Raw genomic sequence first — 14296 nt, 5'->3', positions numbered from 1 at the left:
AGGGGGGCACGAGCCCCCCTTTTTTTGCCCAACGAAGCAAGAGGTCCCGATGCCACCTACCATCCTGAAGTCGCGCGTCAGCGAAGGCTCACCCTATCCGCTCGGCGCCAACTGGGATGGACTGGGGGTCAATTTCTCGCTGTTCTCTGCCAACGCCACGAAAGTCGAACTCTGCCTGTTCGACAACACCGGCGCCAATGAACTCGAGCGGATCGAACTGCCGGAATACACCAACGAGGTCTGGCACGGCTACCTGCCCGACGCCCGTCCCGGCACCACCTATGGCTACCGCGTGCATGGCCCCTACGAACCCGACGCCGGCCATCGCTTCAACCCCAACAAGCTGGTCCTCGACCCCTATGCCAAGGCCCATGTCGGTAGCCTGGAATGGAACCCCGCAGTGTTCGGCTACACCATGGGCAAGGAGGATACCACCTTCGACGACCGCGACAGCGCCCGCTTCATGCCGAAATCCCGGGTCATCGATCCGGCCTTCACTTGGGGCCGCGAGCGCGCCCCCTCGGTGCCCTGGGACCGCACCATCGTCTATGAAACCCATGTCCGCGGCTACACCAAGATGCACCCCGCGGTGCCGGAGCACCTGCGCGGCACCTACGCCGGCCTCGGCCGCAAGGAAGTCGTGGACTACATCAAGTCGCTCGGCGTCACCTCGGTCGAACTGCTGCCGATCCACACCTTCGCCAATGACAGCTACCTGCTGGACAAGGGCCTGACCAACTACTGGGGCTACAACTCGATCGGCTTCTTCGCCCCCGATCCGCGCTATTCCGCCGTCCCCGACTTCGTGTTTTCCGAATTCAAGGAAATGGTCGCCCGCCTGCACGACGCCGGCCTCGAGGTCATCCTCGACGTGGTCTACAACCATACCGCCGAGGGCAATGAAAACGGCCCCACTTTGTCATTCCGCGGCATCGACAACCTGTCCTACTACCGGCTGATCGCCGACCAGCCGCGCTACTACATCAACGACACCGGCACCGGAAACACCCTCAACATGAGCCATGCTCGGGTGGTGCAGATGGTCACCGACAGCCTGCGCTATTGGGCCACCGAAATGCGCGTGGACGGCTTCCGCTTCGACCTCGGAACCATCCTGGCGCGCGAACACGATGGCTTCAACGAAGCGCACGGCTTCCTGCAAAGCTGCCTGCAGGACCCCGTGCTGTCCTCCACCAAGCTGATCGCCGAACCCTGGGACATCGGCCCCGGCGGCTATCAGGTCGGCCGCTTCCCACCCGGCTGGGCGGAATGGAACGACAAGTTCCGCGACACCGTGCGATCCTACTGGAAAGGCGATTCAGGCAAACAGGCCGCGATGGCGACCCGGCTGTCAGCCTCGGCCGACGAATTCGCCCATCGCGGCCGCAAGTCCTGGGCCAGCGTCAACTTCATCACCGCCCACGATGGTTTCACTCTCAACGACCTGGTCTCCTACAACGAAAAACACAACGACGCCAACGGCGAGGACGGCCGTGACGGCCATTCCGACAACCAATCCTGGAACTGCGGCACCGAGGGCCCGACCGACGACGCCGAGATCGTCGCCCTGCGCGAACGCCAGAAGCGCAACATGCTGGCCACCCTGCTGCTGGCCCAGGGCACCCCGATGCTGCTGGCCGGCGATGAATTTGGCCGCACCCAGGACGGCAACAACAACGCCTACTGCCAGGATAACGAAATCAGTTGGGTGAACTGGAATTTCGGCGAAAAGGAGGTCGAACTGGCCGAGTTCGCACGCCGGGTGATCGTCCTGCGGCAGTCCTTCCCGATCCTGCGCCGCTCCCGCTTCCTCACCGGCGAATATAATCAGGACCTCGACGTTCGCGATGTGCGCTGGCTATCGCCGTCCGGCCAGGACATCGAGGATGCGCAATGGGGCGACAGCAACGCCCGCTGCTTCGGCATGTTGCTCGACGGCCGTGCCCAGGCCAGCGGCATCAAGCGCCCGGCGATGGACGCGACCGCTCTGCTGGTGCTCAACGCCCATCATGACGTGGTCAACTTCGCCCTGCCCGAGGTCGTCGGCGGCAAGCTCTGGCGCTGCCTGCTCGACACCAACAATCCCGACACCGGCAGCGACGAATCCTTTCAGACAGGTGAAACCTACGAGATAACCGGTCGCTCTCTCGTCCTGTTCGTTCTGGAACCGGAAAGCCAGCGATCGGTCGCCTTGCGCCGCGCAATCGAGGGTTTCCGCCAGATGGCCGAGCGCCCGATCCCGATGGCGACGCCGGAAGCCGGGCCGGAGGCGGAACGAGCCCTCTCGGACGGAGCCGAGATAACGCCTCCGTGATTCTCGCCGAACGGGTTTTCCGCGCTATGATGCCCCTGCGCCACAAACAAAGCCGGTACAAGTCAAGTCCGGCAAGCGGCAAGACCGCCGCTAGTCAAGTCCGCGGGGCGACGTCATAACCCGTCGCCTGCAGCGGATCGGCCGGTCATGACCGACTGTTCGGGCGCCATCCTGAATCTATCCGCAATCTATCCGCGTTAGGATATGTCATGTCAGAAACGTCGAAGGCCGCCGAGGCCGCGAAGAAGGCTACCGACCACGCCTCCCGGTCCACCCAGACATCCGTCGATACGGCGGCCCGCTCGACTAAGGCGGCAATGCATGAAACCCACGAAGTCGGCCAGCACGCCGCCGACCGCGCCATGGCCGCCGGTCACAGCACGACCGAAACCGCCGCCGAGACCGCCAACGCCGCCGCCAACATGTCGTCCAAGGCAGCCGAGCAGGGCCGTGCGGCCATGATGATGGGCGTTCGCACCGCCGCCGGCCTGGGCAGCCGCGCCGCCGACATCAGCTTCGGCCGCGGCCATCACCTGCTCGCCTCCGCGGCGAACGCGATGGACGTCTATCGCGACGCCTCCGAACGCTCGGCCGAACGGGTGCAGGCGCTATTCTCAAGCTGCATAACCTTCGGCCGCGGTCTGCAGAACATGCAGCACGCCTGGCTGGAAATGCTCGACACCTCGTTCGAGAACGCGGCGCACAAACCGCAGGATCTATTGCGATGCAACAACATTATCGAACTGGCCGAGGTGCAACGCGATCTCTACATCGACGCGATCAACCACGCCTTCGAATCGACCAGCCGCCTGCTGCAGATCGCCGGTCGCACCGCCCAGGATGCCGTCCGGCCGTTGCAGTAGAACGCCCATTGACCCTTCGTTCTCCGTTCGCCCTGCTGTCGGATCCGCCGGTTCCCCCAGGCGATCCGCCAGCCGTCCCCGATCCCGACGACCCCTCTCCGATCGAGGAACCGCCCGCGCCGATCCCGATCCCGCAAGAGCCCCCTCCCGAACCGCTGCGGGCCTGACCAGAGGCCCGTGGTTACATAACCTCGGTGCCGTCTCATCCCACGGCCGATCCGTCGGCGTGTGGTGAAGGGCCGCGCCTTCGATCGGCTTGCAACGCCGGCATTGTCGCGGCGGCGCACAAGCCGGCTGAGAGCGGTCGCCAACCAGGCAATCGGAAGCCACCAACCGTTGCCAGTTTCCCCCTAATGCGACAGATGTCCTGCACGTTTCCGTGTCATTGTGTCTTCGTGTTGAATCCGCCCAGCAGTCCATTGAATGGCCGATGAGGAGACGAGCACTGGGAGCCAAGCGGTCAAATCTCCCAGGAAGCCACACCCTGAGACCGCGCCAATCCCGCCCGCCTCTGCCGCCTCAACCCGCCCGCCGCGCCGTCGTCGGCAACGCCAGCAACACTCCTCCGGCCAGCGCAAAGACCGCGCCGATCACATAGGCGCCGTGGTAGCCGCCAAACGCGGTGACCGCGGCCCCGAACACCGGCGGCGCCGCCATGCCGCCGGCAAAGAAAATCGCCGTCCCCAGCCCGGTGGCCTCGGTTCGGCGCGACCCTCCCAGCGCCGCATACTCAGCGTAGCCCACCCCGGTGTAGCCGCCCGCCGTGGCCCCCGCCAGCACCGCATTTGCCGTCACCACCCAGAACGGCCAGCCCGGGCCATACAGCCCGGTCACCACCGAGGCGATCGCCATCCCAGCCCCAAGCATCGCCAAGGTCTGCGCCGGGGTCAGCAACCGGTCGGCGATCCAGCCCCAGATCGGCCGGCTCACCGACCCGGCGATCTGATAGGCCGCCAGAATCTCCCCAGCCTGCACCAGATCCAGCCCGACAACGGTGGTCAACTGCACCGTCATGAACGCCACCAGGCAAAGCGCCAGGCCGGCATATACGAAAGCCGCAACCGACAGCCGCCGGAACCGCGGTTCCGCCAGCAAGGAAAACGGCTGCCACAGCGCACGCCCGAACACCCGCCGCGCCGGGTCGCGGTCCACATCCCAGCGCCGGCGCGGCAACTCCATCAGTACCATCAGCAGCAGGATCGGTCCCATCTCGCTCAGCAGCGCGCCGCGCCAGCCGATCGCCAGCGCCAGCTTCGGCAGGATCAGCGCCGCCAGCACCCCGCCGAACGGCACCCCGATCTGGCGCAGCGACATCACCAGGTTGAACACCGGCATCGGCGTCTGCGGCACCAGCAAATGAGTGCTGGCCGGCGCCGCCGCCCCATAGCCCAGCCCCAGGATGATCCCGGCCAGCGCCAGACCGGTCACGCCGGACCCAAAGGCCGCCAGCGCCAGCATCCCCGCCGCCGCCAGCAACACCCCCTGGGTCGCCCTGACCCCGCCATACTTCAGCACCATGCCAGGCGAGACCAGCGCCGATACGATCCCAACGCCATACGCCAGCGCCACGAAGCTGCCGACCAGCGTGCCGTTCACCCCAAGGTCGCGAGCCACCTCCGGCGCCACCGTCGGCACCGAATACAGCGCCATTGTCGCCAAAGTCTGCACCGCCAGCGTCGAGGTCAGCGGCCACAGCGGCATCGAACGCAGCAGCGCGCCCGTCGATTCAGTGCTCAAGGCAGGACCGCGCAAACAAGCCCAGGCGTAGCCATCAACTTTCGATCCCTCCAGCGATCCGCGCCCCGGACTCTGGCATCGGCCAAACGTGGCGTCGATGCCACGGGCCAATGACCGGATCGCCGGCGCCAATACCGGCTCTCGCGCTACGTCGCCCGCTTCATCGCCAACAGCTTCGCCGCGTTGCCGCCCAGGATCGCCGCTCTCTCCTGGTCGCTGAACGAGGCGGTCTCGAAGATCGGATCCACCGGATGCAATTCCCAGATATACGGATAGTCGCTGCCCAACATGATCTGGCTGGTCCCGACCTGCGCGGCGAGATGGCGCAGCGCTTCCGGCGTGAACACCAGCGAATCGAAATAGATCTGCTCCAGATACGCCGTCGGCTGCTTCTTAAGCTTGATGTTCGGATCACAGAATTGCGGCGCCACCGTGCAGGCATGGTCCGATCGCGGCGCATAGGACCCAAGATACCCGCCGCCATGGGCCGCCAACACCTTCAGGCCGGGAAACTTGTCCAGCGATCCGTCGAAGATCAGGTGCTGCAGCGCGATCGTGGTCGCCAGCGGATTGCCGATCGTGTTCGCCAGCCAGCCGTTGCCCTTCCACCGCTTGTTCAACTCCGGCACGCCCTCCGGGTGGATGAACAGCACGGCGCCAAGCTCCTCCGCCTTGCGCCAGACCGGGTCGAATTTCGGGTTGGAGAACTCATCGCCGGCCACCTGGTCGCCGATCGCCGCGCCCTTCAACCCCTGCTTGGTCATCGCCGTTTCGAGCTGGCTAACCGCCAGCGCCGGGTCCTGCAGCGTCAGCGACGCGAACGCGGCGAAGCGGTCCGGCTTCGATGCCACCAGTTGCGCCAGCTTCTCGTTCTGGATCGTGACGATCTTCTCGCCCAGATCGCGATCCTTTTCGTACCAGAACGGATTGATCGACAGCACCTCCATGTCGATCGCTTGGCCATCCATCGCCTTCAGCCGCTGCTCGATCACCAGATACGCCTCGGTGGCATTATCGATCGGCGGCACCAGCGCCTTGGCGCCCTGCTCGCCCAGCAGGTCGGCGGCCTCGCGGAACAGGCAATGCGAATGCACGTCGATCGTCTTGACCCGTCTGCCGTCCACCGTGACCGGAAGCCGAGCCGGCCGACCCCGCCGCGTCCCACCCTGGCCCGTCCCACCCTGGCCCGTCCCACCCTGGCCCGGTTCGGCCTGGCCCGGTTCGGCCTGCTGCCCATGCGCCGCAACGGACAAGCCGCAGCCGCAAAAGACGATGCCGGCCACGGCCGCCTGCGTCATGAAATGCCTGCGTGAATCCACTTTGTTTCCTCCCGAATTGCCCGCTGCCCGAATTGCCCGCTGCCCGAATTGCCCGCCCCCCGAATTGCCCGCTGCCCGAACCGAGGGACGTCCCCGCCGTCGCGTCATCCGCGCAGCCACTGATCGATCCGCACGGTGCGACATTCCGCCTCCGAACCTCATCCGGCGTCAAACCGCGCCGCGACGCCGATGCCCCAATCGCGGTCGCGGCGAAATGACCCGAGCCCCTCCGAATCGACACAAGCAGCCAGCCGCATCCGCTCCCCACCGGTTTCGCGCCAGCCCGAAACGCCCTAGACTGCCGCAACGCAATCGACGGGAGGAATCTATGCAAGGCGTTGTGTTCACCGGCGAACGCGGACTGGACCTGATGACATTCCCCGACCCCACGCCCGGCCCGGGCGAGGTGGTGGTGGAGATGAAAGCCTCCGGCATGTGCGGCTCCGACCTGCACCAATACCGCCGGCCGAAGACCCAGCCGCGCAACGCCACCGGTCTGCCCCCCAACCCGAACCCCACCATCGCCGGCCACGAACCGTGCGGCGTGGTCGCCGCGATCGGCCCGGACGTGCTGCCGACGGAGGCAAAGGTCGGTCAACGCGTGATGGTGCACCACTACCAGGGCTGCACCCAGTGCGGCCATTGCCGCTCCGGCTGGCAGCAACTCTGCCAAAACGTTCCGGTCAAGGTCTACGGCAACAACGCCCATGGCGGCCACGCCAAATACCTGCTGGTGCCGGCCAACACCCTGGTGCCACTGCGCGAGGAACTCAGCTTCTCCGCCGGCGCCGCCATCGCCTGCGGCTCCGGCACCGCCTACGGCGCCTTACGCCGGATGAACATCTCGGGACGCGATACCATCGCGATCTTCGGCCAGGGCCCGGTCGGTCTCGCCGGCACCCAATTCGCCAAGGCCATGGGCGCTCGGGTGATCGCGCTCGACATCAACCCCCAGCGCCTGGAACGCGCCAAACAATTCGGCGCCGACGACGTGGTCGATCCCGGCTCCAACGACCCGGTCGAGGCGATCAAGGACCTCACCGGCGGCCGCTACGCCGACCTCACCCTGGATACCTCCTCCAACGCCGAGGCCCGCTTGAATGCCATCCGCGCCACCAAGGTGTGGGGCACCATGTGCTTCGTCGGCGAAGGCGGCGACGTCCATATCGATGTCAGCCCGCATCTGCTGCGCCGCCAGTTGACCTTGCTGGCGTCGTGGACCTTCTCCAACATCATCCAGGCCGAGTGCGCCGATTTCTGCGTCGAGCGCAAGGTCGACCCGGACCGCCTGTTCACCCACCGCTGGAAGCTGGATCAGGCCGAGGAAGCCTACAAGCTGTTCGACCAGCAATCCGACGGCAAGGGCGTGTTCCTGATCTGATGCGCGACCAGGTCGCCTGGCTTTACAAGGCGGCCGCGGCGCGCGGCCTGATCGTCGGCAGCGCCGGCAATATCAGCGCGCGAACCGAACCGGGGATGCTGATCACTCCGTCCGGCGGAGACCCCGAATCGCTGGCTGCCACCGATCTGGTGGCGGTCACGATGCAGGGTGTGGCACAGGACCAGGCCGTGCCATCCAGCGAATGGGCGATGCACGCTTCGGTCTACGCGGCCTGCCCCGAGGCCGCGTTCATCCTGCATAGCCACGCCGATGCCTGCACCGCGCTGGCCTGCCTGGGGTCTGCACTGCCGGCTTTTCATTACTTGGTCGTGCAGTTCGGCGGCGACCAGGTGAGGTGCGCCCCCTACGTAACATTCGGCACGCAGGCGCTGGCCGACCATGCCGCCCGGGCGATCGCCGGACGCAGCGCCTGCCTGCTGGCCAATCACGGCATGATCGTCTGCGGCCGAACACCGCAACACGCACTCTCCCAGGCCGTGCTGCTGGAAACGTTATGCCGGCAGTATCTTTTGGCGCTGTCGGCGGGAACCCCCAGGCTGTTGACCGAACAGCAGATGCTGGATGCTCAAGAGCGCTTCAAGACCTACGGCCCGCGCCAGCCCGACCCGAAACGGTCGGACCGGCAGCCCGATCAAGCCGTGCCCTGACCACCGCGCTTCCAGCCGAACGGAGTCCACCCATGTCGCCGAACCTCAGCGGTCGCGTCGCCCTGGTCACCGGCGGGTCCAGGGGCATCGGCGCCGCCATCGCCCTGGCCCTCGGTGCAGCCGGCGCGGCCGTCGCGGTCAACTACCGCCAGCGCGCCGAGGAAGCCCTCAGCGTCGCCGCCGCAATCACCGCCATCGGCCTAAAGTCAATCGCCGTGGCCGCCGACGTATCCGATGTCGCCGCCGTCGCCAAAATGCTCGCCACCGTCACCGAACAAGTCGGCCCGATCGACATCCTGGTCAACAATGCCGGCATCGCCCTGATCCGCGGCCTCGACGACCTGACCGAGCGGGACTTCGATCAAACCATCGCGGTCAACCTGAAATCCGCCTTCCTCTGCACCCAGGCCGCCCTGCCACACATGCGCGCGCAAGCCTGGGGCCGCATCGTCAACATCTCCTCCGGCGCGGCGCGCGGCGCCGGCGGCGTCGGCCTGCACTACAACGCCTCCAAGGCCGGCCTCGAGGGCCTAACCCGAGGCTACGCCGCCCGCCTCGTCCAGCACGGCATCACCGTCAACGCCGTCGCCCCCTCACTGATCGAAACCGACATGCTCAGATCCGGCCTCGCTACCTCCCCATCCCGCATCCCGCTCGGTCGTTTCGGCACGCCTGACGAAGTCGCCCAGGTCGTGCTGATGCTGATCGGCAACGCCTACATGACCGGCCAGACCGTCGCACTGTCCGGCGGCCTGTCGTTCAACTGACCCGCCACAAAACCTTTCGCCACTGCCAGTGCCCGGCCGCAACCACCAGTCCCGCCGCCGAAAGCAGCATGCCCCGAACGCAGCTTGTACCGAACGCAGCTTGTTCCGAACGCAGCTTGTCCCGAACGCAGCGTATCCCCCGCAAGCAGCCCGCCCCGGGGAGCAGCTCGCCCTCCACGCCCCGCTCACGCATTCAGCAAACTCTGGCTCCGCACCAGCCGGGCATACAGCCCGCCCCGCTCCAGCAATCCCGCATGAGTGCCGGATTCCTCCGCCCGCCCTGCCGCCAGCGCCACCACCAGATCGGCATCGCGCACCGTGGACAGCCGGTGCGCGATCACGATCGTCGTGCGGCCGCGGCGCAACGCGGCCAGCGCCGTCTGCACCGCCGCCTCGCTTTCGGTATCCAGCGCGCTGGTCGCCTCGTCCAGCAGCAGGATGCGCGGATTGCGCAGCAACGCCCGCGCCAGCGCCACCCGCTGACGCTGGCCGCCGGACAGCCGCTGCCCGCCCGGACCGACAACGGTGTCATAGCCGGCCGGCAGCGTCGCGATGAATCCCGCGGCCGCGGCAGCCTCGGCGGCGGCCTCGATCTCCGGCTGCCCCGCACCCGGCCGCCCCATCGCGATATTGGCCGCCACCGTGTCGTCGAACAGCAGCGCGTCCTGCCCGACATAGGCGATGGCATCGCGCAGGCTGGCCAGCGTCACCGCCCGCACGTCAGCGCCATCGATGCGAACCGACCCGCCGGTAACGTCCTGCAACCTGGGGATCAGCGCCAGCGCGGTCGACTTGCCACCGCCCGACGGACCCACCAGCGCCACCGTGGTCCCAGGCAACGCCTCGAAGCTCAGCCCGGCCAGCCCGCTGCGGCCATCGGGATAAACAAAGCGGACGTCCTCGAACACCACGTGCCCGCTGCCCGCCGGCAGCGCCACCGTATCCGCCGCATCCTTGATCGCCGCCGGCTCGTCCACCACGGCGAACACCCGCACCATTCCGGCCAGGCCCTCCTGCAGCGCCGCGTTCAGCGACCCCAGCGCGCGCAGCGGCCTGGCCGCGATCAGCAGCGCCGCGACGAACCCGGTGAAGTCGCCCAGTGCGTGGTCGCTGACCGCGGCGCGCCAGCCCTCGAAACCGATCACCGCCGCCACCGCCGCGCCGCCCAGCACCTCCAGCACCGGCTCGACCCGCGCCCGGCTCTTGGTCATCCGCAGCAGCGATTTGTACAGTTGCTGGAACGCCGCCTCGGCCCGGCGAGTCTCGCTCGCCTCCAGCCGATACGCCCGCACCGTGCGCGCCTGGGCGAAACTCTCGTTCAGCAGCGCGGCGGTCTCGCCGACCCGTTCCTGCATCCCGCCCGAGGCTTTGCGCACCCGCTTGCCGATCCGCTCGATCGGCACCACCGCCAGCGGATACAGCGCCGCCGCGATCAACGACAGCAGCCAGTTCAGATAGATCATGCTGCCGATCAGCCCGATCACCGTGATCAGGTCGGCAACGCCGTTCACCGCGCGGGTCAACGCCTCGCGGATGGTCGCCGCATCGGTGGTGAAATGGGCGGCGAGCTGAGCCGGCGCATCACGCTCCAGCCTGGCCAAGTCGGCCCGCGTCAGGTGGCTGAACATGCGACCCTGCAGCTCGCGGATCACCATCAGCACGATCTGCTGCACCTGCACGTTCTGGAAATACTGCGCCACCGCCTTGAAGCCGGTCACCACGACCACCAGGGCTGGGATCTGGTAAAGGATGCGCCGGTCGTGATGAGTGAACATATCGAACGCGTGATTGATCACCACCGGATACAGCGCCGTCGCCCCGGCCATCACCAGCGTCAGCACCAGCACCAGGGCGAGCCGCGGCTTGTGGTTGATCAGGTGCTCGCGCCAAAGACGGCCGAGCAACCCGGTGGTGCGGTCGGAGCGAGCAGCGATCATGGCAGGGCCATCTATCAGCAGACGCGCTATTCCGCCATGGCGTGCCATCCGCTGGCAGCAGCGTTCAGCGGCCCCATCCGGATCCTCGTTTCAGCATCGCCCCACGTTACCAAGTGGCCACGCCGTCTGGAAAGTTTGCGCCGCGGCCCTAGCGTTCAGCCAACTGCCACGCCAACTCCTCGGCCGAACCGTGCTGCTCGCTCGGCCGCGAAGCGCGCCCCAGCGCCGACCAATAGGTGGCGACCAGCACCGTGGTCAGGCAATAGCCGACCCCGCAGATCAATACCGTGGAGATGGTTTTCATCATCGCCGTCGGAACGACATACATGTAGATCAGGAAACCCAGAACGGTCCAAGCGATCGCGATCGGATTGAACCCGCGCCAATACCAGTAGATGCCATTTTCCTGGAACAGTGCCGCCAGGTCGATACGGCAGCGCTTCATCACGATGTAATCGGCGATCAGCACACCGGTGATCGGCGAGAAAAAATTGCCCAGTAGGCCGACATAAGCGGTGTAGCCGCTGACCACGCCAGGCAACGCGGACAGCGAGACACCCAGCACGCTGATGATCAACGTGGTCCAGAACCGGCCAAGCCGTTGCAGCATGTTGGAAAGCGACAGACCCCCGGTGTAAAGGTTCAGGACATTGATGGTCCAGTTGTCCAGGCCGATGACGATCAGGAACGCCAGGTACGCCGGCCAGGCATCCGCCAGACCCGAAGCGACGTCGAACACGTTTGCCACCTTTCCCATGGTGGCCGCCGCGCCATAGGCCCCCAGGATGCAGGCAAACCCCTCGCCGATGAATTTCCCGAGCAGCGTACCCCACCACATGTCGGAGCGTGAGCGCGTGTAGCGACAGAAGTCGGCCGCGTCGGTCACCATGGTGATCGAACCGGCGGCGACCGCATTGCCCCAGGTCACGAATAGGATCCAGTTGGACTTCGGCAAACCGGGATAAGCCAACACCGCCGACGGTGCGAAGTGCGGATCGCCGTTGGTCATCAGCACGACCATGATGTAGCCCAAAACCAGCACCTTGAACGGCAGCGCAACGCGCGACAGATATTTCAGGCTGTCGTAGCCGACGATCGCCACTACGGCCTGCAGCACCCCGAAGATCAGACTGACGCTGACCAGCGAGTAGCTGACACCAGTCCAATGCCGCAGCACCGCCACCACGGCCATCGACCCGGCCACGGTCTGAAACGCAAACCAGTAGGTGGACGCGATGGTGCGCAGAAAAGATGGCACGTATTTGGCGCCGCGTATGCCATACGTCATCCGGGTGGCGACCTGGCCAGGAATGCCATAATCGGAGCCAATGGTCGCCATCACGACGTAGAACACCATCGCCAGCATCGTTCCCCCGGTCAGGGTGACCACCGCCCCTTTGAAGGACAGGCCAGCAACCACCGCCAATCCACCTGTCATGATCGACCCAGGATTAAGCGCGAAACCGAAGATGATCGCGAAAACGTCGAACCAGCGCACCGTCCGCTTTTCATGCGGTATTGGTTCGATACCGAACTGCTCCACGCCTCTCGGCTGGCGGTAGCGATGGCGCACCCGCTCTTCCAGTTCCCGTTCAGTGTGTCGCGGTTTGGCAGCGGTGATGGCGTCGTCCATCGTGGCATCCCCGAGCTGAAGGGCGGAACCTTCCCACGCACGGCGTCAAATCGTTACGAAATCGTGCAATGGAAATGCGACTCGCCGAGCAGTCGCGATGCACGAAGCGTACCTGGCTTCAAGCGGCCCTCACGCGTCGGCGTCCCGACCGATGCCTATACAGAGCGCGGAGATCCGACGGGGATGGATCTGACGATGCCGGGCGCCGCGCAGGCCGGCAGTCCCGTACATTAGCCACGACTCCGTAACGGATTAATCCGAAGCCGCCACTTCAGCGATCCAGCCTGTTTTGATTCCATCAAGCCTGGATCAAACAATCCCGCGTCCACAAGATAACCGGCCCAACAGGGAGTCACTGCATCTTGCCTTCATGATGGGCGGTAAACGACCTCTCGGATGCAACGTGCATGTATTTTCGCCATGCAACCCAACCGTGCCAACCGATTTTCACCCGGCCCGAAAGATCGTTGCGTAACAAATCTATTGTGCCAAGGTCACACCTGCCGATCATGATATCCCGCTGCCACGCCGGAACAGGCCAATCCAGCCAGACTGCGGCGTTCGTCGGGCGCGCCCGGCTTGACGGGTCTCCCGACCATGGTTGCAAACTACCCGATCCAAGGAGCAGCCCAAATGCCAAGCCGGATCAACCGCGCCATCGAACTGCTGCAGCAGGATCAGGCGATCTACTACGACGGCGCCCACAGCGGCCACGTCCTGACCTACGAGCAGGGCCGCGCCGACGCCGCAACCTGGGCCGACTACATCAACGTCGGCATGGAGCATGGCGCGTTCGACATGACCGGCCTCGCCGAATACCTCCGCGGCATGATCGACGCCGGCCCGACCCGGTCCGGTCACCGCACCCCGGCGGTCATCGTGGAGGCCCCGCTGAACGGCACCGATGAAGCCAACGTTCGCTTCAACGCCTGGCAGTTCCGCCAGATCCTGGGCCGCGGCGTGCACGGCATCCTGCTGTGCCAGGCCGAGACCGCCGACGCCGTCCGCGCCTTTGTCGAGGCCTGCCGCTACCCTCATCACACCGAAGCCGTCGACCCGGCGCTGCCGTCGCCCGAGGCGCGCCTGCACGGCACCCCCCGGCCGCGGGCCAACGATGGCCTGCTCGGCATCGGCACCCGCGGTCGCGGATCGGAGACCACCGCCGCCCCGGTCTGGGGCCTGCCGCCCGAGGCCTACATGGACCGCTGCGACCCCTGGCCGCTGAATCCGAACGGCGAGCTGCTACTCGGGGTCAAGCTGGAAAGCCCCGAAGGCATCGCCAACGCCGAGGCGATCTGCGCCGTCCCCGGACTAGGCTTCGCCGAAATGGGACCCGGCGACCTCAGCCTCTCGCTTGGTTCAGTGAAGCTGCTGCGCGACCCCTACCCGCCGCTGATGCAGGCAGCCCGGGACAAGGTGTTCGCCGCCTGCCGGCGCAACAACATCGCGTTCCTGGAAGGCTGCCACCCCGGCAACATCACCGCGCGCCTGGATGAAGGCGTGCGGGTGATCTCCGGACACAGCCCGGAAATGGCCGCGATCGGCCGCCGCCACCAGGCCCGGGCGATGCCGGTCTAGGCGACCAGCCCTGGCATCACGCCTAAGTAAAGCGCGATACGTCGCCACTTGTTTGACTATCCGATCGACGCACCGAATCGCGGACGTCTGGCATCTCGC

11 protein-coding genes are annotated in these 14296 nt (G+C 66.1%); 7 read left to right on the top strand and 4 right to left on the bottom strand.

Annotation, left to right across the window (positions count from 1 at the left end; all coding sequences use genetic code 11):
* Positions 1-49: 49 nt before the first annotated feature.
* The 3 genes from glgX (at position 50) to ACQY4T_RS06335 (ending at position 3344) form a co-directional block, all read left to right on the top strand.
* Complete coding sequence (glgX, locus tag ACQY4T_RS06345; RefSeq protein ID WP_428539025.1) at positions 50-2314, top strand: glycogen debranching protein GlgX; 2265 nt, start codon at positions 50-52, stop codon at positions 2312-2314.
* A gap of 209 nt (positions 2315-2523) precedes the next feature.
* The gene (locus tag ACQY4T_RS06340) at positions 2524-3177 is read left to right on the top strand and encodes a phasin family protein (RefSeq protein ID WP_428539023.1); all 654 of its coding nucleotides are present in this window, start codon (positions 2524-2526) and stop codon (positions 3175-3177) included.
* An 8-nt stretch (positions 3178-3185) separates the two neighbouring features.
* Entirely contained in the window at positions 3186-3344 is a 159-nt protein-coding gene (locus ACQY4T_RS06335) for a hypothetical protein (protein WP_428539021.1), read from the top strand.
* A gap of 352 nt (positions 3345-3696) precedes the next feature.
* Here ACQY4T_RS06335 and ACQY4T_RS06330 read toward each other — a convergent pair whose 3' ends face one another.
* On the bottom strand, positions 3697-4914 hold the full coding sequence (locus tag ACQY4T_RS06330; RefSeq protein ID WP_428539019.1) for an MFS transporter: 1218 nt from the start codon (positions 4912-4914) through the stop codon (positions 3697-3699).
* A 146-nt stretch (positions 4915-5060) separates the two neighbouring features.
* Positions 5061-6212, bottom strand: coding sequence for an amidohydrolase family protein (locus ACQY4T_RS06325; RefSeq protein ID WP_428539017.1), 1152 nt, complete (start codon positions 6210-6212; stop codon positions 5061-5063).
* A 349-nt stretch (positions 6213-6561) separates the two neighbouring features.
* Between ACQY4T_RS06325 and ACQY4T_RS06320 the strand changes: the two genes are divergently transcribed.
* Genes ACQY4T_RS06320 through ACQY4T_RS06310 form a run of 3 tightly spaced genes read left to right on the top strand, consistent with a single transcriptional unit; the run spans position 6562 to position 9049 of the window.
* On the top strand, positions 6562-7614 hold the full coding sequence (locus ACQY4T_RS06320) for a zinc-dependent alcohol dehydrogenase family protein (RefSeq protein ID WP_428539015.1): 1053 nt from the start codon (positions 6562-6564) through the stop codon (positions 7612-7614).
* Positions 7614-8282, top strand: a complete 669-nt coding sequence (locus ACQY4T_RS06315; RefSeq protein WP_428539013.1) for a class II aldolase/adducin family protein — start codon at positions 7614-7616, stop codon at positions 8280-8282. The genes ACQY4T_RS06320 and ACQY4T_RS06315 overlap by 1 nt, the downstream gene beginning before the upstream one ends.
* 32 nt (positions 8283-8314) lie before the next feature.
* On the top strand, positions 8315-9049 hold the full coding sequence (locus ACQY4T_RS06310) for an SDR family NAD(P)-dependent oxidoreductase (protein ID WP_428539011.1): 735 nt from the start codon (positions 8315-8317) through the stop codon (positions 9047-9049).
* Positions 9050-9234: 185 nt separating this feature from the next.
* Here the strand turns inward: ACQY4T_RS06310 and ACQY4T_RS06305 are convergent, their stop codons facing one another.
* Both ACQY4T_RS06305 and ACQY4T_RS06300 read right to left on the bottom strand, forming a co-directional pair.
* Positions 9235-10986 (bottom strand): ABC transporter ATP-binding protein, encoded by a 1752-nt coding sequence (locus ACQY4T_RS06305; protein WP_428539009.1) that lies wholly within the window; start codon positions 10984-10986, stop codon positions 9235-9237.
* A gap of 148 nt (positions 10987-11134) precedes the next feature.
* Complete coding sequence (locus ACQY4T_RS06300; RefSeq protein ID WP_428539007.1) at positions 11135-12619, bottom strand: purine-cytosine permease family protein; 1485 nt, start codon at positions 12617-12619, stop codon at positions 11135-11137.
* Between the two features lie 633 nt (positions 12620-13252).
* On the opposite strand from ACQY4T_RS06300, the gene ACQY4T_RS06295 reads away from it, so the two are divergent.
* On the top strand, positions 13253-14197 hold the full coding sequence (locus ACQY4T_RS06295) for an aldolase/citrate lyase family protein (protein WP_428539005.1): 945 nt from the start codon (positions 13253-13255) through the stop codon (positions 14195-14197).
* Positions 14198-14296: the final 99 nt, after the last annotated feature.

The sequence above is a fragment of the Rhodopila sp. genome, assembly GCF_965277825.1.
Classification (GTDB): Bacteria; Pseudomonadota; Alphaproteobacteria; order Acetobacterales; family Acetobacteraceae; genus Rhodopila.
The sequence above is the reverse complement of the archived record's forward strand: the minus strand, read 5'-3'. Positions and strand labels throughout refer to the sequence as shown.